The sequence below is a fragment of the Parahoeflea olei genome (genome assembly GCF_001703635.1).
Lineage (GTDB): Bacteria > Pseudomonadota > Alphaproteobacteria > Rhizobiales > Rhizobiaceae > Hoeflea > Hoeflea olei.
On record NZ_LQZT01000023.1, the window covers coordinates 234,288 to 253,896 of the forward strand.

Here is a 19,609-nt window from a genome sequence, read left to right on the forward strand (position 1 = left end):
GTTCAGCGATCTCGGCCGCTCGCTCCGGAGCAACATCACCAAGACGATCGGCTGCGTGGTTCCGTCGATTAACAACCCGGTCTATGCCGAAGCCGTGCAGGGACTGCAGGAAGTGGCGACGCGGAACGCGCACCAGATCCTGCTGTCGTGCACCGGCTACGACATCAAGCAGGAGCTTGCGGCGGTCAAGACGCTGATCGGAAAACGCGTCGACGGCCTGATCCTGACGATGAGCGATGCCAGCCGGTCCGAAGCGGTCAAGCTCATCCGGTCGCGGAAACTGCCCTATTGCCTTCTCTTCAATCACGAGCCCGGTGCGCCCAGCAACGCTGCGGTGGACAATGCCCTGGCCGCCTACCAGGCCGGCAAGGCCTTCGCCGAGCACGGTCACCGGGCTTTGGGTTTCGTGACCCTGCGGCTCAAGCAGTCGGATCGGGCGCGCCAGCGTCTGGAAGGCCTCTCCGCCGCCTGCCGGGATTTTGACCTGCCGGCGCCCGTGCTGCTGGAAATCGAGGAGCAGGCGCGGGACATCGACAGCAAGCTTGCGGCCTTTCTCGCCGGCAACCCGATGATCAGTGGAATATTCGCCTCCAACGACCTGATGGCGCTTGATTTGATGGCGTCGCTTCGGCGCCTCGGCCTCGTGGTGCCCGACGACATATCGGTGATCGGGTTCGACGGCATTTCGTTCGGGCAGATGATGCAGCCGACGCTCGCGACAATCGTGACCGATCCCTATGCAATGGGGCAGGCGTCGGCCGAGATGGTGCTGTCGTCGATCTCGAAAACCGCATCGCCCGCTCCCGCGCCAAAAGCGGCGCAATTCAGGTTCCGCCCCGGAGGAAGTATTGGGGCGGCGGCAGAACGCGGGATGCTGACGAAGAAGTTGCAGCTTCTCCGTCAGCGTTCACTCGCCCGCGCGAAACAGGAAACGTCCAAACAGGAGAGATGACAATGAAACATATAGCTGCTTTGGCCCTGGTGGCAACGGTCGGCATGGTCGCACCCGCAATGGCTGACGAGGCCGTTTGCTACAATTGCCCGCCGCAGTGGGCGGACTGGGATTCGATGCTCAAAGCCATCGATTCCAAGCTTGGCATCCACATGCCGCATGACAACAAGAATTCCGGCCAGACGCTGAGCCAGCTGCTGGCCGAGCGCGGCAGCCCGGTCGCCGACGTCGCCTATTACGGTGTCACGGGGGGCATCAAGGCGGCCAGCGAAGGCGTGGTCGATGCCTACAAGCCCGAGGGTTTCGATGAGATTCCGGACGGCCTCAAGGACCCCGAAGGGCGCTGGTTTGCCGTTCACTACGGCACCGTCGGCCTGTTCGTGAATGTCGATGCGCTCGGCGGCGCACCGGTGCCGCAGTGCTTTGCCGACCTCAAGAAGCCCGAATATGCCGGCATGGTCGGCTATCTCGATCCGTCGTCGGCCTTTGTCGGCTATGCGGGAGCGGTGGCCGTCAACCACGCGTTCGGCGGCGACCTGGGCAATTTCGATCCGGCGATCGGCTATTTCAAGGAGCTTTCCGAGAACAGCCCGATCGTCCCCAAGCAGACCTCGTTTGCCCGCGTCGTGTCCGGTGAGATCCCGATCCTGTTCGACTATGACTTCAATGCCTATCGCGCGAAGTATGAAGAGGACGGCAATTTCGAATTCGTCCTGCCTTGCGAGGGCACGATCCGCGTGCCGTATGTGATGAGCCTGGTGAAGGGCGCCCCGCATGCGGAACTCGGCAAGAAGGTGCTCGATTTCATCCTGTCCGACGAAGGCCAGGCAATCTGGACCAATGCCTATCTGCAGCCGGCGCGCCCGATCACCCTGCCGGAAGACGTCGCCTCGAAGTTCCTGCCGGCCAGCGACTACGAGCGCGCGGTCGCGGTCGACTACGCCGAAATGGAAAAGGCGCAGTCCGGCTTCGGCGAACGCTACCTGAACGAAGTCAAGTAGCGCACCCGGCAGCTGCCGGAGCAACGGAGACCGGCTTTGCCGGTCTCATTTTTCCGAATTGAAGGAAGACACCATGCGTCCGAACGCATTCGTTCAGCTGTGCTTCTTGCCCTTGATCATCTTTACGCTGGCCTTCCTGGCCCTGCCGCTGGTGCGGCTGTTCGTAAGTTCGGTCTCGGGCGAAGACGGCTGGAGCATTTACTGGAAGGTCGTCACGACACCGCGCTATCTCGATGCGCTGTTGCAGACCGTCTTTGTCTCACTGGCGGTGACGATCGCTGCCCTGGTGATTTCGACGACGGTGGGCTTGTTTCTCGCCCGCAACGAGTTTCGCGGGCGGGGAATGATCCTGTCTGTCCTGACGCTGCCGCTCGCCTTTCCCGGCGTCGTCATCGGCTTTCTGATCATCCTGCTGGGCGGCCGCCAGGGACTGTTCAACCAGATCACGTCCGGACATGTCGTGTTCGCCTACACGATGTTCGGCCTGTTCCTGGGCTATCTCTACTTCTCCATCCCCCGCGTCCTGCTGACCGTCATGGCCGCCACCGAAAAGCTGGATCCGGCCTTGGAGGAAGCGGCTCGTTCGCTCGGCGCGGGCTCCTTTCACGTTATCAAGGATGTCATCATGCCCGGTCTGGCGCCCTCGCTCGTGGCTGCCGGCGCCATCGCCTTCGCAACCGCGATGGGTGCCTTCGGAACAGCCTTCACGCTTGCCACCAATATCGATGTCTTGCCGATGGTGATCTACACCGAGTTCACGCTGTCGGCCAACATCGCCATGGCTGCCGCCCTGTCGGTCGTGCTCGGCCTGGTGACCTGGCTTCTTCTGGTGATTGCCCGCAGTTTCTCGGGCACGACCGCAGCGGCGGGAGGCTGAGCGATGAAGCTGACCTTGCCAAAAATGCTGCAGATCGCCGTCACCTTCGTGACCTGCGCGTTCCTTCTGGTGCCGACGCTGCAATCCGTGCTCGCCGGCGTGACCGTCAATTATTTCAAGGGCGTGTCTTCCGGCCTGACCCTGAAATGGATCGGCCGCGTCTGGGAACTTTATGCCGACAGCATCTTCCTTTCCATCTGGCTCGCCATCGCCTGCCTGGTCTGCACGCTGATCATCGGCGTGCCGGCAGCCTACGGCCTGGCGCGGCGCCCGGGATGGGTGTCGCGGGTGCTCGAAGAGTTCATCTCGCTTCCGCTGGCCATTCCCGGCCTGGCGCTGGCGCTGGCGCTGCTTCAGCTCTACGGCTCGATGAAGGGCTTCAGGACGTCCTGGACCTTCATTCTGGCCGGCCATGTCCTCTACACGCTGCCCTTCATGGTCCGCTCCGTGCTGGCCGTGCTTTCGGTCATCGACCTGAAGACCCTGGAGGAAGGTGCGGCATCCCTGGGAGCCGGCCCCTGGCGGCGCTTTTGCGACATCGTCGTTCCGAACGCCATGCCGGGCATCCTTGCGGGGGCTCTCACCGTGGTCACGCTGTCCATCGGTGAATTCAACCTGACCTGGATGCTTCACACCCCCTATCTCAAGACGCTGCCGGTCGGGCTCGCGGACAGTTACGCTTCCATGCGCCTCGAGGTCGCGTCCGCCTACACGCTCGTCTTCTTCGTCATCATCGTCCCGCTTCTGATGGCCATGCAATGGGCCTCGAATCGTGCGCAAAGGATCGCCCAATGACGCTCACGCTCAAATCCGTATCAAAGACCTATCCGGACGGCACGGTCGCGCTGCAGCCGACCGAACTCCATGTCGAACCGGGAGAAATCGTCTCCCTTCTCGGCCCGTCCGGCTGTGGCAAGACCACGCTGCTCAGGATCATTGCCGGTCTGGAAACGCCCAATGCCGGCAGCGAAGTCCGCTTCGGCGACGACGACGTCACGAACATGCCGGTCGAGCACCGCAAGGTCGGCATGGTGTTCCAGTCCTATGCGCTGTTCCCCAACATGTCCGTCAAGGGCAACATCGCCTACGGGCTGAAAATGCAGAAGCTCGGCCGCGATGCGATCGAAGAACGGGTGACCGAGGTCATCCGGCTGTGCCAGCTCGAACCCTATGTCGACCGGCGGATCACCGCGCTGTCCGGTGGCCAGCGCCAGCGCGTGGCGCTTGCCCGCGCCTTTGCGCCGCGGCCGCGGATCCTGCTTCTGGACGAACCGCTCTCGGCACTCGATGCCGCGCTGCGCGTCACCCTGCGCGAGGAACTGGCAGGCCTGTTGCGCCGCTTCAACATCACGGCGCTGTTCGTCACGCACGACCAGGACGAGGCGATGGCGATCGCCGACAAGGTCGCCGTCATGTCGCACGGAAAAGTGGTGCAGACCGGAACCCCGGAAGAGCTCTACCGCAATCCGAAGACCAGCTTCGTCGCCGGCTTCGTCGGTCACGCCATGCAGCTCGAAGGGCAGGTCAGGGGCTCGGTCCTGGAGATGTCGGGCGGCAGGCTCGAACTCCCGCGCGCGGGCGACGACTGCGACGTCTATGTCCGGGCCGAAGACGTGGCGCTTGACGAAGCCGGCCCGCTCAAGGCGACGGTGGAGTCATCGACCTTCCTTGGAACCCACTATCGTGTCGGGCTTTCAGGCCTGGGGGCGAGAACGATCTTCGCAAATCACGCCGGCCAGAAATCGCCTGCGCTGGGCTCGCAGGTGCGTGTCGCCATGCACCCCTCCGCCCTCATGCTCCTGCCGCGGGAGGATGACCGTTCATGACGCGCCTATTGCAACTTTCCGATCCCCACATCGTGCCCGAAGGACAATTGGCTTACGGTGTGGTGGATACGGCCGCGGCTCTTGCGGATGCCGTCGACACCATCAACCGCGACCTGCATCTGTACGGTCCGGTGGATCTCGCGATCGTGACGGGCGACCTGACGGATTTCGGATCGCCGGAGGAATATGCGCGGTTCCGCAACATCATGGACGGGCTGCCGATTCCCTACCGGGTCATTCCCGGCAATCATGACCTGCGCGAGAACCTGCGCCAGGCCTTTTCGGAAGACGGCTGGATGCCCGATTCCGGGCCGATCGTCTGGTCGGTGGACCTGCCGGATTTCGGCGTCGTGGCGCTCGACACCCTGGTCGAGGGCCAGCATCACGGACTGCTCGACGATCGCGCGGTGCGGTTCCTGGTCGACGCGCTGGAGGCGTTCAACGGCAAGCCGGTGCTGGTTGCCACGCATCATCCGCCCTTTGCCACGGGCATCATTCCGATGGATGTCAACAACCTGCGCAACGGCAGCCTGCTGCGCGACATCCTCGATGCCTATGCCGGAGAGACGCGGTTGATCTGCGGTCACGTGCACCGGTCGGTGACGACGGTGTACGGCTCCTCCGTCGCGATGATCGCGCCAGGCGTGTCGCATTCCGTGACGCTCGACCAGCGCGAGGAGAATCCGCACACGCTCAGTCTCGAGCCGGGCGGCTTCATGCTGCACGAATGGCGCAACGGATTGGTGTCGCATACCGTGGCGGCGCGGTTTCCGGCCGATCGCCATCCCTTCTCCTCGCCTGAGGAAAAGCCGGAAGGGGCAAGCCGTGCCTGAGCGCGCCGACACCGATGTGTTCGACATCTTCGTGGTCGGCGGCGGCATCAATGGTTGCGGCATCGCGCGGGATGCGGCCGGGCGAGGCTACTCGGTGTGCCTCGCCGAGATGAACGATCTCGCCTCGGCGACCTCGTCTGCGTCCACCAAGCTGTTTCACGGCGGGCTGCGGTATCTCGAATATTTCGAGATCCGCCTCGTCCGTGAAGCCCTGCTCGAACGCGAGACCCTGCTGCGTGCCATGCCGCATATCAGCTGGCCGATGCGCTTCGTGCTGCCCTATCACGAGGACATGCGCTTCGAAGGAACAACGCCGACCTCGCGCATCCTGGGCGTTCTCATGCCCTGGCTGCGCGGGCGGCGGCCGGCCTGGCTCATCCGGCTGGGGCTGTTTCTTTACGATCATCTCGGCAAGCGTCGTCTGCTGCCGGGCTCGAGCACGCTCGACCTGGCCGCGGATCCCGCGGGAAAGCCTCTCAAGGGCAAGTTCCGCAAGGCGTTCGAATATTCGGACTGCTGGGTCGAGGATTCGCGCCTGGTGGCGCTCAACGCGCGGGATGCCGCCGCGCGGGGCGCCACCATCCTGACGCGCACCAAGGTGTTTGCCGCCAACGAGAAGGACGGGCTCTGGAATGTGACGATTTCCGGCGAAGGCGGGACCTACAGCGTCAAGGCGAGAATGCTGGTCAACGCCGCGGGGCCCTGGGTTCCCGACGTGCTTCGCGGCGCGCTGCACCTGAACTCGAAGGACCGCGTGCGTCTGGTGCGTGGCAGCCACATCGTCACCCGGCGGCTCTACGAGCACGACAAGTGCTATTTCTTTCAGGGTGAGGACGGCAGGATCATCTTCGCGATCCCCTATGAAACCGATTTCACCCTGATTGGCACCACCGATGCCGACCATGACAGCGCTTCGAACAAGCCGGTCTGCACCGAGGCCGAACGGGACTACCTGTGCGCCTTCGCATCGCAATATTTCGAGCGGCCGGTAACACCGGATGACATCGTCTGGAGCTATTCCGGCGTCCGGCCGCTGCATGACGACGGATCGGGATCGGCCACCGCGGCAACGCGCGACTACACGCTCAAGGTCGACAGGACCGCGGGCGCGCCCGTGCTCAATGTGTTTGGCGGCAAGATCACCACATACCGGAAACTGGCCGAAAGCGCGCTGGAGCAGATCGGCCGGATTCTCGGCGCAAAGTCCGGCCCGTGGACGGCGGAAGCCGCCTTGCCAGGCGGCGATTTTCCGGTCGGCGCCGTCGAGCAACTGGTGACGGAGCTGCAAAAGACCTATCCTTTCCTGTCGGAGGCCTGGGCCAGGCGTCTGATCCGCGCCTACGGGACGGATGCGCGACACCTGCTCGCGGGCGCCGAAACGGCCGCCGATCTCGGACGGGATTTCGGCGCGACCCTGACGGAGCGCGAGGTCGTTTGGCTCATGGATACCGAGTTCGCGTGTACCGCCGAGGACATCGTCTGGCGGCGCTCGAAGCTGGGCCTGCGCATGACATTGACGCAGTCCGAAGCCCTGGATGCCTGGATGCGCGCGCGGTCCCGTCCGGCCGAGCGCGTTGCCATGGGAAGCTGAAGGGAAGGTCGGCCGCGAGCCGCCAGTCTATGCTGAAGAGATGGCTTCCCCCGGTCCGGAAGCTTGGATGCGAACGGTCGCCGAGGCCATCTCCAGTACAAACCAACCGCAGAAGGACTATCATGCCCGAATCCTCACCGCTCCTTTTCCTGCTGCACGTCTCCGGCGCTGCTGCGCTGTTGCTTTGGTCGGTCCGGCTCGTCCGCACCGGGGTCGAGCGAGGCTGGTCGGTTGGTTTGCGAAAACTGTTGCGCCGGGGCGGGGAAAACCGGCTGTTTTCCGCCGGGCTCGGCACCGCCGCGGCGGTGCTTCTGCAAAGCTCGACGGCGGTGGCGATCCTGACCGGCAATTTCGTCTCCGCCGGCACGCTGGCTGCGCCGGCGGGGCTTGCGACCATGCTCGGCGCAGACGTGGGCTCGGCCATAGTCGCGCAGATCCTGATGACACGCGCGGACTGGCTGGTGCCGATCCTGTTGTTTGCGGGCGTTGCGCTGTTCCTGCGCGGACGGCAGAGCAATACCCGCATGTCGGGCAGAATCCTGATCGGCCTCGCGCTCGTCTTCGTGTCGCTGAGCATGTTGCGTGACGCAACCGAGCCCCTGAGGGACAGCCCCGGGCTGATTTCCGCGATGACCTATCTCGGCGGCGACCCCATGACCGCCTTCGTGATCGGCGCCATTCTCGCCTGGATGATGTATTCCTCCGTGGCGGCGGTGCTGCTGTTCGTCACGCTCGCCGCCCAGGGTTTGTTGCCGGTAACCGCGGCGCTCGCCATGGTTCTCGGCGCCAATCTCGGCGGCGCCATTATCGCCTACATGCTGACGCTCGGTTCGGATGTTGCCGCGCGCCGGGTCATCGCCGCCAACCTTTTGGTCAGGGGAGGGGGCGCATTCGCCGCGCTGCTGCTGCTTCTGGTGTTCTCGCCGCCGCTGCACTGGATCGGCGGCACGGAGGCGCGGCAGGTGATCAACCTGCATCTCATCTTCAATCTTTCCCTCGCCCTGCTGGCCCTGCCGCTCGTCAATCCGATCCTGCGCGCCGTGGGTCCGCTGTTCCGCGAGCCTGCGGACAAGGCCGGCCTGACCCGCATTTCGGCGCTCGATCCCGCCGCGCTGCGCAAGTCCGAGCGGGCGCTTGCCTGCGCCGCCCGCGAAGTCCTGACGATGGGCGAGATGGTCGAGGCGATGTTGCGTTCGGTCATTACGCTTTTCCAGAAATGGGACGACAACGCCGCCGCGGCGATCCAGGCCAAGGAAACGGAAGTGGGCCGGATGCATCTGGCGATCAAACTCTATCTTGCCGAAATCCAGCGGAATTCGCAGGATGCGGATGTCAATGGCCGGGTGATGGAACTGGCCGAGATGGCCGTCAACCTGGATGGGGCGGGCAATGCAGTGAGCGATTCCATGCTGGCCTTGGCGAAGCGGCTCGATCAGGAAGGCACGCATTTCTCGGCAGCCGGCTGGGAGGAGATCGCCGATTTCCACGACCGGATCCTGTCGAACGTGCAGGCGGCCCTGAATGTTCTGATGACGCTCAACCCGGATGCCGCGCGCGCCCTGGTGGAAGAAAAGGAAAAGGTGCGCGACGAGGAGCAGAAGCTGCAGCGGTCGCATCTCGAGCGCCTCCGGCAGGGCCTGCCGGAAAGCATCGAAACCTCGAGCGTGCACCAGGAGACGCTTCGGGCGCTCAAGCAGATCAATTCGGCCTTTACCATCATCGCCTATCCGATCCTGTCGGAGAGCGGCGACCTCCTGCGGAGCAGGCTGAGCACCAACAGCGGGGTGCCGTCGTCCATGGGCTGAGGGGGCTGCGGGCGTCCACCCGCGCCGGCAACCTGGGCGCTCCCCGCTCTCGCCATGCGGCTGGAGACCGGTGGTCGCGGCCGCCCCTGGCCGATGCCTCCCGTTGGCCTGGCGGCAGAAGGCTTCGGCTCAGGAGACCGGCCTGCCCAGGGAAATCTCGAACATCGCGCCGCCTTTGCCGGAGGGGGCGTAACGGACCGTGCCGCCATGCGCCTCCACGATGGCGCGCACCACGGAGAGGCCGAGGCCGTTGCCGCCCTTCTCGAGGGAACCGGAATGCCCACCCCTCCGGAACGGTTCGAAGGCCGAAGCGGCGATGTCCGGGGCGAGGCCCGGCCCCTCGTCGGCCACCCTCAGGACCACCCGCTCGTTCTCCGCCTGCAGGCTGATTTCGATGACACCGCGCACGGCATAGCGGCGTGCATTGGTGACGAGCGCGAGAAGCACCTGCCGGATCCGCATCGCGTCGACGGTAACCAGGACGTCGGACAGGTCGAGGCGGAGTTCGAAGCCCTCCTGCTTCAGCTCCTGTTCCAGCACCCCCGCCAGCCGCTGGATCTCGTCCTTGAGCCGGACGGGCTGAAGCCGCAGGTCGAGGTGGCCGCTGTCGGCCAACGTCACCGTGCGCAGGTCCTCGACCAGCCTCGCAAGCGAATCCACCTGCAGCACCAGGGCATTGAGCGATTTTTCGTCTGGCTCGAAGACGCCGTCGATCATGCCTTGCAGGCGTCCTTTCAGGATGGTCAGCGGCGTGCGCAATTCGTGGGCGATCGTGGCGTTCCAGAGCGTCATGTCGGAGGCCATGTCCTGCAGGCGCTGGGCCATGGCATTGAAGTCTTCGACGAGAAGGGCGGTCTCGCCGAGCGAATGGTCGCCGGGAAGGGCGCGGGCCGAAAGATCGCCGTCCTTGATGCGCCGGGCGCTCATCGCCAGCGATTCCAGCGGCTCGAGAATGCGCCGGGCCAGCCTGAGCGAGGCGAGCGCCGCAACGATCAGCGCGATGAAGATCAGCACCGCGAGTATCATGAAGTCGAAGCCCGTCAGCCAGTTGTCGGTGCCTTCGGACCAGGGGGAAAAATAGAACAGGAGGGCAAAGGCGAGATAGGTGCCGAAGAAGACCAGCAACCCGGCAGCCACGGTGACGGAGGCCATGGCAAACAGGATCTGCCGGCTGAGCCCCTTCACCATCATGGATCGACCGCCAGCCGGTAGCCGATGCCCCGGATGCTGGCCAGCATGCCTTCGCCCCCGGCCTGTTCGAGCTTCTTGCGCAACTTGCTGAGATGGCTGTCGATCGTCCGGTCCAGCGCATCGGAACCGGGCAGGCAGGCATCCACGAGCTCGCTGCGCGAGAAAGCCTTGGTGGGCGTCCTGGCGAGATGGGCGAGAAGCCGGAACTCGGTCAATGTCAGGGACAGCGGAACCTGGGAACCGTCGGCCTCGATCCTGGCCTGGTAGCTGTCCAGGTCGATCGTGAGCTTTCCGACCCGGATCACCGCGCCGGTCTGGCCGTGACCCGCGCGGCGCAACACAGCCTTGGCGCGTGCGACCACCTCGATCGGATTGAACGGCTTGACGATATAGTCGTCCGCGCCGATGCGCAGCCCCTGCAGCCGGTCGACATCCTCATCCAGCGCCGTGATCATGATGACGGGGGTGCGGCCGCGTCTCTGGATTTCTGCGAGAAGCTCCCAGCCATCCAGCCGCGGCATGGTGATGTCGGCCAGCACGATGTCGGGTTTGAGCGAGCGGTGCAGGTCCAGCGCGACCTGCCCGTCGCGGGCATGCACGGTCCTGAAACCTTCCCGACTGAAGTAAGCCTCGAGAATGCCGGCGATCTCCGCATCGTCTTCGGCAATCAACACAAGTTCTGCCATGGCCATCAAGCTCCTTGCGACGTCAATGCCATCGAACCGTCCAGGCGTCGAGTAGGCGGGTTTTGCCTCCACACAATCGCAACAAAACCTCCACAAACCCCCAATGTCACGCGGCTAGATCATCACCTCAAACGCTCCCGAGCAATCTGGCCCGGGCAACCTGGCCCGCGCAACGTGGATGGTGGATATCGATGCAAAGCCGATCTCGTTTCTGGATAATCGGCGCCCTGTGCCTGCCGCTCATGCTTCTGGGTGCCTGCAGCAATCAGACGGACGCCGAAGGCGACGCCCGGGCCGAAGCGCAGCCGGCCCGTGTCAGCGTCATGACCATCCGGCCGGAGGCCGTCACCGTCTACGATGAATTGCCGGGGCGCGTCTCCGCCTTCCGCACCGCGGAGATAAGGCCGCAGGTAAGCGGCATCATCCAGGGCAAGTTGTTCGAGGAAGGCAGCGTTGTCGCGGCCGGCACGGCGCTTTTCCAGATCGATCCCGCGCCCTTCGCCGCCGAAGCCGATGCGGCTGCGGCGGTGCTGGCGCGTGCGGAGGCGGAACTCATGAATGCCCGGTCGAAATTCGAGCGGGCGGAACTGCTTGCGGCACGCAAGGTCACCAGCGACGAGGCCTTCAGCAATGCGACGGCGACCCTGGCCCAGGCCAAGGCGAGCGTTGCCGAGGCCAAGGCCAACCTGGCGCGGCGCAAGCTGGAGCTGTCCAATGCGACCATCCGCAGCCCGATCAGCGGCATCATTGGCCAGTCCTTCATGAGCGAGGGCGGGCTGGCGTCCACCTCCGCCACATCGCCGCTCGCGGTGGTGCAGCAGATCGATCAGGTCTATGTCGATGTCCGCCAATCCTCCATGAGCCTGGAACAGCTGCAGGACGCAGCCCCGGACAAGGGGACGGCGGACCCCGGCGAACTGCCCGTCATGATCAGGACGATCACCGGCAAGCCCTACGCTCACGCCGGCAGGGTCCTGTTCTCCGATATTTCGGTCGACAACGCCACCGGAAGCCTGGGAATCCGCATTCTCGTTCCCAATCCGGAAGGGCACCTCCTGCCGGGCATGTTCATTCGCGCCATGGTGCCCCGGGAGATCTACGACGCGGCGCTGATGGTCCCGCAGGAGGCGGTCATCCGCGACCTGGCCGGAAGGCCGCAGCTGATCGTCATCGCCGAGGACAGGACCGGCGACAGGCGGGGCGTCGAACTGGGACCGCTGGTCGACGGCAAATACCTCGTGAAGAGCGGGCTTGCGGCCGGCGACACCATCGTCGTCCTGGGCCAGGAGCGGGTGCAAGCCGGCCAGCCGCTGGAAATGTCGTCGCCGCAAGCCAGCCCCCGAACGCAGAGCTAAGGAACGGGTCATGCCGCAATTCTTTATCGACAGGCCCGTCTTCGCCTGGGTCATTGCCATTATGATCGTGATCGCCGGGCTGATCTCCATCCCGCAGCTTCCCGTTTCGCGGTTCCCGGTGATTGCCCCGCCGAGCGTCTCGATCTTCGCCACCTATACCGGGGCCACGCCGCAGGTGATCAACGACAGCGTCACCAGCCTGATCGAGCGGGAAATCTCGGGCGCGAAGAACGTGCTGTATTTCGATTCCTCCGCGGATTCCTCCGGGTCGGCGACCATCACGGTGACATTCAAGCCGGGAACCGATCCGGAGCTTGCCCAGGTGGATATCCAGAACCGGCTGAAGTCCGTCGAGCCGCGCCTGCCCGAGCAGGTGCGCCGCGGGGGGCTGACCGTCGAATCCGCCTCCACCGGCTTCCTGATGATCGTCTCGCTGAAGTCGAAGGACGGTTCGCTCGACGCGCTGGCGCTTGACGACTATCTGGTGCGCAACATCTCGCCCGAGCTCAAGCGGGTTGCCGGCGTCGGTCGCGTGCAGTCGTTCGGGTCGGAAGCGGCCATGCGGATCTGGATCGATCCCGTGCGCCTCCTGGCCCACTCGCTCTCCATGGCGGAAGTTACCCAGGCCATCCAGGCACAGAACATCCAGGTGGCGCCGGGCCGGCTGGGCGACAGTCCGACCGTGCCCGGACAGAAAGTCAGCGTGCCGCTGAACGTGATGGGGCAGCTCCAGTCGGTCGAGGAATTCGCGCAGGTCATTCTTCGCTCCAATGCGGACGGCTCACAGCTGACGCTCGGCGACATCGCCACGCTCGAAGTCGGCTCGCAATCGGAGAGTTTCGCCATTCTCGACGGCGGCAAGCCGGCGACCGCGGCCGCCATCCAGATGACGCCGGGCGCCAATGCCGTCAATACCTCGAACGGTGTGCGCGCCCGGCTGGCGGAACTGGCCCTCACCATGCCGCCAGGGGTCGAGTATGCGATCTCCTACGACACCGCGCCCTTCGTGAAGGTCTCGATCCAGAAAGTGGTGCAGACGCTTGTCGAAGCCATGGTGCTGGTGTTCCTGATCATGCTGCTGTTCCTGCAGAATGTCCGCTACACGCTGATCCCGGCCATTGTCGCACCGATCGCGCTGCTCGGCACCTTTGCCGTCATGCTGGCGATCGGCTATTCGATCAATGTGCTGACCATGTTCGGCATGGTGCTCGCCATCGGCATCATCGTCGATGACGCCATCGTGGTGGTCGAGAATGTCGAGCGGCTGATGGCGAAGGAGGGGCTGTCGCCGCGCGCGGCAACCCGCAAGGCGATGACCGAAATCACCAGTGCGGTGATCGGCATCACGCTGGTGCTGACGGCGGTCTTCCTGCCGATGGGGCTGGCTTCCGGCTCGGTCGGCGCGATCTACCGCCAGTTCACCGTGTCGATGGCGGTTTCGATCCTCTTTTCCGCCTTCCTTGCGCTCAGCCTCACGCCCGCGCTCTGCGCCACGCTGCTCAAGCCGGTCGATCCCGGGCATCACCAGAAAAAGGGCTTCTTCGGCTGGTTCAACCGCGGGTTCGAGCGCTTGACGCAGCGCTATGCCGGCTGGATTTCGCGACTTGTGCAGAGGACCGGCAGAACGATGCTGGTCTATCTGACCATCGTCGGGGCCGTGGCCTATGGCTACGCCACGCTGGCGACGACCTTCGTGCCGGAAGAAGACCAGGGCTCGTTCATGACCTCCTTCACCTTGCCCGCGGAGGCGACGGCCGAGCGCACGCGCGAGGTGGTCAACCTGTTCGAGGAGCATGTGAAAGGCCGCCCGAACATCGCCAACAACCTGACCATCATGGGGTTCGGCTTCTCGGGATCCGGGCCGAACACGGCCATGGCGTTCACCACCATGACGGACTGGCGCAATCGCACCACTACCGTGGACGCGGAGTTGAACGCGGCCGCGGCCGCCATGTCCGCGGCCAATGAAGGCGAGATCTTCAGCCTGAAGCCGCCGGCAATCGAGGAACTGGGTACGACATCCGGCTTTTCGCTGCGGCTTCAGGACCGTTCCAATCAGGGCGATGCGGCGCTGGCTGCCGCTGCGGCCCAGCTCACCCAACTCGCCGCGCAAAGCAAGCTCTTGAGCGACGTGCGCGTCGACGGGCTTCCGAGCGGTCCGAGCGTCACGCTCAACATCGACCGGCAGAAGGCCGCGGCGCTGGGCGTGGCCTATGCCACGATCGGCGACACCCTGGGCGGTGCCGTGGGCTCGACCTATGTGAACGATTTCCCGCGCGATGGCCGCCTGCAGCAGGTCATCGTCCAGGCCGAGCCGGCCAGCCGGATGCAGGTGGATGACATTCTCAAGCTTCACCTGCGCAGCGATACCGGCAAGATGGTGCGCTTGTCGGAACTCGTCACCCCGCAGTGGTCGACCATCCCGCTGCAGGTCACGCGCTACAACGGCTATCCCTCGACCAGCCTGTCCGGGTCTGCGGCGCCGGGCGTTTCCAGCGGCAAGGCGATGGACGAGATCGAGCGGCTGGCGCTCGAGCTTCCCAAGGGCTTTGCCGTCGAATGGACCGGACAATCCCTGCAGGAGCGGCAATCCGGTGCCCAGGCGCCGCTGCTGATGGGCTTTTCCTTCCTGATCGTCTTCCTCGTGCTGGCGGCGCTTTATGAAAGCTGGGCCGTGCCGCTGTCGGTCATGCTCGTCGTTCCCCTCGGCGTCATCGGGGCGGTGATCGCGGTTCATCTGCGCGGACTGGAAAACGATGTCTTCTTCAAGGTCGGCTTGATCGCCCTGATCGGCCTTTCCGCAAAGAATGCGGTCCTGATCGTGGAGTTTGCCCGCACACGTTACAGGGATGGCCAGGGGCTTGCCGAAGCGGTCGTCGAAGCCGCGCGTCTGCGCCTGCGTCCGATCGTCATGACGTCGCTCGCCTTCACCCTGGGCGTCGTGCCCCTGGTGCTGGCTTCGGGCCCGAGCTCGGAAACCCAGAATGCCATCGGAACCGGCCTGTTCGGCGGCATGATTTCCGGCACGGTGCTGGCGGTGGTTTTCGTCCCGGTGTTCTACGTCGTCGTCACCCGGCTGACACGCCGGCGGAACAGTGCACCTGAAGCCTGTCCCTCGGAATAGCAGGCGATGCGCCCGGCATCGCCTGCGCTCGCACGCTCGGTTGAGCACATGCGCGGCAGATGCCTGCGCATGCCGCTTCGGCAGTTCAGACCCCGAAAGACCGCAGTATCGGGCATGGCCCGGAGCTCCCCGAGGCGCATTCCGCCAGCAATCGGGACAGGGAGCGTCGCGCCTCCTCGAGCTCGGCGATCCGCGCGGTGAGCGCCGCCAGCCGGTCGCCCGCCAGCGCGCGCACCGCTTGCCGGTCCTGTCCGGCATCGAGCGCGAGCAGGCGGCCGATCTCCTCGAGGGTGAAGCCGGCAGTCTGCGCCTGCCTTATGAATGTGAGCCTGCGCAGGTCTTCAGCCGAATAGCGTCGCGCGCCTTCGGTGCGCCGCGGCGTCGGCAGAAGGCCGCGCCGCTGGTAGAACCTGACGGTCTCCACGCCGACGCCGCCGGCCGCTGCCAGCTTTCCGATGGTCATGTCCATGGGTCTTGACTCCGTACCATGGTACGGAATGTATGGTCTCGCCAACAGTTTCACAACACGAAGGAGATCGTGAAATGTTGGACCGCGTTCATCGGGATCATCAGGTCGGGACGGCCACCGTCTACCGGATGGCGACGCCGCAGCACACCTGCCCCTATGGCATCAAGGCAATCCATTTGCTCAAGTCGGCCGGATACCGGGTCGAGGATGTTCACCTCAAGTCCCGCGAGGAGACGGACAGGTTCAAGGAGGAGCACGGCGTCGCCACCACGCCGCAGGTCTTTATCGGCGGCAACCGTATCGGCGGGCATGACGACCTGAGGCGGTTTCTGGGCAAGAAGGTGGTCGATCCGAAGGCGACGAGCTACCGGCCTGTTGCAGTGCTGTTCGCCCTGACCGCCCTGATGGCGGCGGCCGCGAGCTATGCGGTCACCGGCGATGCCTTCACCGTGCGCGCCGCGGAGTGGTTCATCGCCTTTTTGATGGTGGCCCTGGCCATGCTCAAGCTGCAGAATGTGGAAGGCTTTGCCACCATGTTCCTGAACTATGACCTGCTGGCCAAACGCTGGGTCCCCTACAGCTATATCTATCCCTATGCCGAGGCATTGGCCGGGGTGCTGATGGTCGCCGGTGCATTGAGCTGGCTTTCGGTCCCGGTCGCCCTGTTCATCGGCACGGTCGGCGCCGTCTCGGTGGTCAAGGCGGTCTATGTCGACCGGCGTGAATTGAAATGCGCCTGCGTCGGCGGGTCGAGCAATGTGCCCCTGGGGTTTCTCTCGCTGACCGAGAACCTGATGATGATCGCGATGGCGGTCTGGATGGCGGCCATGTCGCTGGGGCTGTTTGGCGATTACGCGTTCTAGCATGGGCGTCACGCGCCAAGCCGGGCCGAAAGAGCCTTCCGGCGACAACCGGATCTGGGTGTTGCCGGAAAGCCTGATGATGCCGGGGCGGCGGGTGCGGCCGCCGGGGCAGGCGGGTGCCCGCAAGGCCATGCGTCGAGGGCAGGCGGCGCGGGGCTCAGCCGGCCTCGCTGACCGCGTCACCCCAGGGTGTCATGATCTCGGTGGCGCCGCAGTTGCGTCCGTTCTCGCGCATCACGCCGGCAGGCACGGCGAAGGCATAGGGGTGGACGGTGCGCCTTGCGGTCTTGACCGGTGCGAACCCGGCGAGCGTCTCCAGCACATCCTGCGGAAGGGTTTCGTCGGCGATGACGACGCCCCCGCCCGAGGCATCGATGCGCGGCATGTGAAATGCCGTTTCGAGATCCATGCCGAAATCCGCGATGAAGCTCGTGAGATTGGCGACGGCTGCCAGGATCTTGCGGCCGCCCGACGCGCCCAGCGCGAAACTGCGTCCGCCGGCCTGGCCGACGATCGGGCAGATATTCATCAGGCAGCGCTTGCCCGGCGCCAGCGAGTTCGGCTTGCCGGGCTCGGGGTCGAACCACATGATGCCGTTGTTCATCAACATGCCGGTCTGCGGCGAAACCACGTGGCTGCCGAAGATCGACAGCAGCGTCTGGGTGACATTGACCATGTTGCCGTGCCGGTCGACGACCGAAAAGGTGGTGGTGCAGGCCGGCGACTGGGGGCTTTCGCCGGTGTCGCCGGCGTTTTCGAGCCGGTCGAGATAGGCCGCGGTCAGGGCCTGGGCCAGCGCGGTGTAGCTTTCGGCCGAGGGCGCCTTGCCCGGCGTGAAGGCCGCTTCCATCTGCTTGAGCGTCGCCACCAGTTCCGCTCCCGCCGACAGGCCCGACGGCGCGTGGATCACGGCGTCGCGGTAAGCGATCGTGCGCGGCTGCGCGGCCTGGGCGCGGTAGGCGGCAAGGTCGTCGAGCGACAGGCATCCGCCCTTGGCCTGCACGTCCTCGACGATCATGCGCGCGATCTCGCCCTCGTAGAAGTCGCGGGCGCCGGCTTCCGCCAGGCGCCGCAGGGTTTTGGCATGGGTCCTTTGATCGAGATGGCTCTCCGCCAGCGCAGTCCAGCCCGAGATGTTGGGCCATTGTCCGTCGATCAGGAAGAGGCTGGCGGCGTCGCGGTCCTGGGCGAGTTGCCGCGTGGCGGAGGCGATGATCAGCGACGCGTACCAGTCGATCAGCATTCCCTCTTCGGCGAGCGCGATCGCCGGCGCCAGCAGGTCGGCCCAGTCGCGGGTGCCGTAGCGCTGGTGGGCCAGCTCCATGCCGGCGACCGTGCCGGGGACGGCAATGGCGGTGGCGCCGTAGATGTTGCGATCCCCCTCGACCCGCATCCAGGGGAACAGGTCGCCCGCCTTCTTCTCGGGCTGGAGCGGGTAGTCCGACACATCCAGGCCCTGCGGCGCGCGCATTCCGAACTCGATCGTTTCCGCCTTTTGCTCGCCGGCGCGCCAGAGCGTCATCATGCCCCCGCCCATCGGACCGGACATCCACGGCTCGACGACGCCGGCCGCAAAGGAAGTGGCGATCGCCGCGTCGATCGCGTCGCCGCCCGCAGCCAGGATCGCAGCTCCGGCTTCCGCCGCCTTGCGGTGTTGCGAGGCAACCACGCCGCCTTCGGTCCAGATCACTTGCTTGCGGATCTGCTGGGTCCTTGAGAAATTGCTCATGCTTGCCTCTTTCGTCTGCTCGATGCCAGGTCGCCTGGCGCTCGGTTTCATCTCTGGCGTCGTCCGGCACCGATCATCAGCGCGAGCCCGGCAATCGCGGGGGCGAGGCCGGCAAGGATCAGGCCGATGGCATAGCCGCCGGTGGCGGCAATCACCGCCTGCATCAGCAGCGGACACACCACGTAGCCGCTGAACAGCACGAAGGTTCCGCCCGCCGTGATCTCGCCCACGCGCCCCTCCGGTGCGGCTTCGGCAAGCCCGGTCAGGAAGACGCCATTCCACGACACCACGGTCAGCCCCGCAAGCGAGGAAAGTACGATCACCCACAGCGGGGAGGAGCCGGGGCCGATGCTCGCCAGCAGCGCCATGGTCAGGCCCGAGGCAAGGCAGATCCCCGACAACGCCCGGACGGGATCGCCCAGACGGTCCGACATCCAGCCCATGACGACACGGCCGCCGACGCCCAGGCCCTGGAGCACCGCGAAAGCGGCGCCGGCCGCCGTCAGCGACCAGCCGGCATGATCCGACAGGAACACCGGAAAGAACCCCATCAGCACGCCTTGGGCGACGCCGAGGCAGAACCCCGCCGCCGTGATCAGCCGCAGCCGCGGCGCGTGCACCAGCAGGCCGATCAGGCGAACTGGCGCGAGCAGCAGGTGGCGGAAGGGGGACGCCGCGCTCGCCGCCGGGCGGGCATCGTCCACGGTTCCCTTCCAGAAGCCGAGCGCGGCGGCGGCGACGAGGGCAAGAACTGCGGCGGTCACAAGTGCTGCGTCCACGCCGCCGAAAAAGGCGGCCACGGCAGGCAGCAGCAGGCCCGCGGCCAGGCCGCCGAGCGGGACGCCCGCCTGCTTGATCGAAAAGACAGTTGCGCGCAGGTGCTTCGGTGTGACCCGCATCAACAGGTCCGATCCCGCCGGCGTCGACGGACCATAACCGAGGCCGATGCCGAAGGCGGCGATCAGCAGCCCCTCCCATCGCCCCGCCGCGCAGAACAGCATGGCCGCCGCACTGACCGCACAGCCGAGCTGCAACTGGCGGATCGAAGGCAGGCGGACGAGCAGGGCCGGCCCCCAGAGGAAGAACAGCATCGACCCGAGGCTGGTGGCCGAGGACAATTGCCCGACCGCTTCGGGCGGCATGCCGCTCGATGCCGTCAGCGGCATGCCGAACAGCGGCAGCGCTCGGCTCATCAGCGCGAGCACCGCCTGCACCAGCGTCACCGTGACGACGAGCGGGATCCAGGCGGATGCCGCGGCCGGGCCGCGCGAACCGGTCATCGCAGGGTGGTCCGCCGGGTCATGTCG

The 19,609-nt window shown here is 65.4% G+C and carries 16 protein-coding genes; 11 read left to right on the plus strand and 5 right to left on the minus strand.

All coding sequences use genetic code 11. The features are described from left to right. The first annotated feature begins 46 nt into the window (after positions 1-46). From AWJ14_RS23100 to AWJ14_RS14005, 8 genes are all read left to right on the plus strand, one after another. Positions 47-952, plus strand: a complete 906-nt coding sequence (locus AWJ14_RS23100) for a substrate-binding domain-containing protein (RefSeq protein ID WP_425349639.1) — start codon at positions 47-49, stop codon at positions 950-952. Between the two features lie 2 nt (positions 953-954). Continuing rightward, positions 955-1,953 (plus strand): ABC transporter substrate-binding protein, encoded by a 999-nt coding sequence (locus tag AWJ14_RS13975; RefSeq protein ID WP_066180265.1) that lies wholly within the window; start codon positions 955-957, stop codon positions 1,951-1,953. Between the two features lie 73 nt (positions 1,954-2,026). Then, a complete protein-coding gene (locus AWJ14_RS13980; protein WP_066180645.1) occupies positions 2,027-2,830 on the plus strand; it encodes an ABC transporter permease in 804 nt (267 codons plus the stop codon). Positions 2,831-2,833: 3 nt separating this feature from the next. Next, positions 2,834-3,625, plus strand: a complete 792-nt coding sequence (locus AWJ14_RS13985; RefSeq protein ID WP_066180267.1) for an ABC transporter permease — start codon at positions 2,834-2,836, stop codon at positions 3,623-3,625. After that, positions 3,622-4,656: an ABC transporter ATP-binding protein gene (locus AWJ14_RS13990; protein WP_066180269.1), complete on the plus strand. Its 1,035-nt coding sequence runs from the start codon at positions 3,622-3,624 to the stop codon at positions 4,654-4,656. Before AWJ14_RS13985 ends, AWJ14_RS13990 begins: the two co-directional genes overlap by 4 nt. Continuing rightward, the gene (locus AWJ14_RS13995; RefSeq protein ID WP_066180271.1) at positions 4,653-5,489 is read left to right on the plus strand and encodes a phosphodiesterase; all 837 of its coding nucleotides are present in this window, start codon (positions 4,653-4,655) and stop codon (positions 5,487-5,489) included. The genes AWJ14_RS13990 and AWJ14_RS13995 overlap by 4 nt, the downstream gene beginning before the upstream one ends. Then, on the plus strand, positions 5,482-7,080 hold the full coding sequence (glpD, locus tag AWJ14_RS14000) for a glycerol-3-phosphate dehydrogenase (protein WP_066180273.1): 1,599 nt from the start codon (positions 5,482-5,484) through the stop codon (positions 7,078-7,080). Before AWJ14_RS13995 ends, glpD begins: the two co-directional genes overlap by 8 nt. A 122-nt stretch (positions 7,081-7,202) precedes the next feature. Then, positions 7,203-8,885: a Na/Pi cotransporter family protein gene (locus tag AWJ14_RS14005; protein WP_066180275.1), complete on the plus strand. Its 1,683-nt coding sequence runs from the start codon at positions 7,203-7,205 to the stop codon at positions 8,883-8,885. A 129-nt stretch (positions 8,886-9,014) separates the two neighbouring features. On the opposite strand, the gene AWJ14_RS14010 is transcribed toward AWJ14_RS14005, so the two are convergent. Both AWJ14_RS14010 and AWJ14_RS14015 read right to left on the minus strand, forming a co-directional pair. Next, positions 9,015-10,076 (minus strand): ATP-binding protein, encoded by a 1,062-nt coding sequence (locus AWJ14_RS14010; RefSeq protein ID WP_066180277.1) that lies wholly within the window; start codon positions 10,074-10,076, stop codon positions 9,015-9,017. Continuing rightward, positions 10,073-10,762 carry a response regulator gene (locus AWJ14_RS14015; protein WP_066180648.1) on the minus strand — a complete coding sequence of 230 codons (690 nt, stop codon included), beginning with the start codon at positions 10,760-10,762 and terminating at the stop codon, positions 10,073-10,075. Before AWJ14_RS14015 ends, AWJ14_RS14010 begins: the two co-directional genes overlap by 4 nt. Before the next feature lie 323 nt (positions 10,763-11,085). Between AWJ14_RS14015 and AWJ14_RS14020 the strand changes: the two genes are divergently transcribed. Next, complete coding sequence (locus AWJ14_RS14020; protein WP_245304281.1) at positions 11,086-12,117, plus strand: efflux RND transporter periplasmic adaptor subunit; 1,032 nt, start codon at positions 11,086-11,088, stop codon at positions 12,115-12,117. Between the two features lie 10 nt (positions 12,118-12,127). After that, positions 12,128-15,241 (plus strand): multidrug efflux RND transporter permease subunit, encoded by a 3,114-nt coding sequence (locus AWJ14_RS14025; RefSeq protein WP_066180281.1) that lies wholly within the window; start codon positions 12,128-12,130, stop codon positions 15,239-15,241. Positions 15,242-15,326: 85 nt separating this feature from the next. On the opposite strand, the gene AWJ14_RS14030 is transcribed toward AWJ14_RS14025, so the two are convergent. After that, positions 15,327-15,710: a MerR family transcriptional regulator gene (locus tag AWJ14_RS14030; RefSeq protein WP_066180286.1), complete on the minus strand. Its 384-nt coding sequence runs from the start codon at positions 15,708-15,710 to the stop codon at positions 15,327-15,329. 74 nt (positions 15,711-15,784) lie between these two features. Here AWJ14_RS14030 and AWJ14_RS14035 point away from each other — a divergent pair, with 74 nt between their 5' ends. Further along, on the plus strand, positions 15,785-16,573 hold the full coding sequence (locus AWJ14_RS14035) for a glutaredoxin family protein (RefSeq protein ID WP_066180287.1): 789 nt from the start codon (positions 15,785-15,787) through the stop codon (positions 16,571-16,573). Between the two features lie 157 nt (positions 16,574-16,730). Here the strand turns inward: AWJ14_RS14035 and AWJ14_RS14040 are convergent, their stop codons facing one another. Both AWJ14_RS14040 and AWJ14_RS14045 read right to left on the minus strand, forming a co-directional pair. After that, positions 16,731-18,302: a gamma-glutamyltransferase gene (locus AWJ14_RS14040; RefSeq protein ID WP_066180288.1), complete on the minus strand. Its 1,572-nt coding sequence runs from the start codon at positions 18,300-18,302 to the stop codon at positions 16,731-16,733. A gap of 47 nt (positions 18,303-18,349) precedes the next feature. After that, positions 18,350-19,582 carry an MFS transporter gene (locus AWJ14_RS14045; protein ID WP_066180289.1) on the minus strand — a complete coding sequence of 411 codons (1,233 nt, stop codon included), beginning with the start codon at positions 19,580-19,582 and terminating at the stop codon, positions 18,350-18,352. Between the last annotated feature and the right edge of the window lie 27 nt (positions 19,583-19,609).

Bases quoted from the DNA above. Each gene is read 5' to 3' on its own strand.
- AWJ14_RS13990 (WP_066180269.1), top strand. From the start codon at position 3,622: ATGACGCTCACGCTCAAATCCGTATCAAAGACCTATCCGGACGGCACG.
- AWJ14_RS14030 (WP_066180286.1), bottom strand. From the start codon at position 15,710: ATGGACATGACCATCGGAAAGCTGGCAGCGGCCGGCGGCGTCGGCGTG.
- AWJ14_RS14005 (WP_066180275.1), top strand. From the start codon at position 7,203: ATGCCCGAATCCTCACCGCTCCTTTTCCTGCTGCACGTCTCCGGCGCT.
- AWJ14_RS13980 (WP_066180645.1), top strand. From the start codon at position 2,027: ATGCGTCCGAACGCATTCGTTCAGCTGTGCTTCTTGCCCTTGATCATC.
- AWJ14_RS14025 (WP_066180281.1), top strand. From the start codon at position 12,128: ATGCCGCAATTCTTTATCGACAGGCCCGTCTTCGCCTGGGTCATTGCC.
- AWJ14_RS14045 (WP_066180289.1), bottom strand. From the start codon at position 19,582: ATGACCGGTTCGCGCGGCCCGGCCGCGGCATCCGCCTGGATCCCGCTC.
- AWJ14_RS13995 (WP_066180271.1), top strand. From the start codon at position 4,653: ATGACGCGCCTATTGCAACTTTCCGATCCCCACATCGTGCCCGAAGGA.
- AWJ14_RS13975 (WP_066180265.1), top strand. From the start codon at position 955: ATGAAACATATAGCTGCTTTGGCCCTGGTGGCAACGGTCGGCATGGTC.
- AWJ14_RS14040 (WP_066180288.1), bottom strand. From the start codon at position 18,302: ATGAGCAATTTCTCAAGGACCCAGCAGATCCGCAAGCAAGTGATCTGG.
- AWJ14_RS13985 (WP_066180267.1), top strand. From the start codon at position 2,834: ATGAAGCTGACCTTGCCAAAAATGCTGCAGATCGCCGTCACCTTCGTG.
- AWJ14_RS14035 (WP_066180287.1), top strand. From the start codon at position 15,785: ATGTTGGACCGCGTTCATCGGGATCATCAGGTCGGGACGGCCACCGTC.
- AWJ14_RS14020 (WP_245304281.1), top strand. From the start codon at position 11,086: ATGACCATCCGGCCGGAGGCCGTCACCGTCTACGATGAATTGCCGGGG.
- AWJ14_RS14010 (WP_066180277.1), bottom strand. From the start codon at position 10,076: ATGATGGTGAAGGGGCTCAGCCGGCAGATCCTGTTTGCCATGGCCTCC.
- AWJ14_RS14015 (WP_066180648.1), bottom strand. From the start codon at position 10,762: ATGGCAGAACTTGTGTTGATTGCCGAAGACGATGCGGAGATCGCCGGC.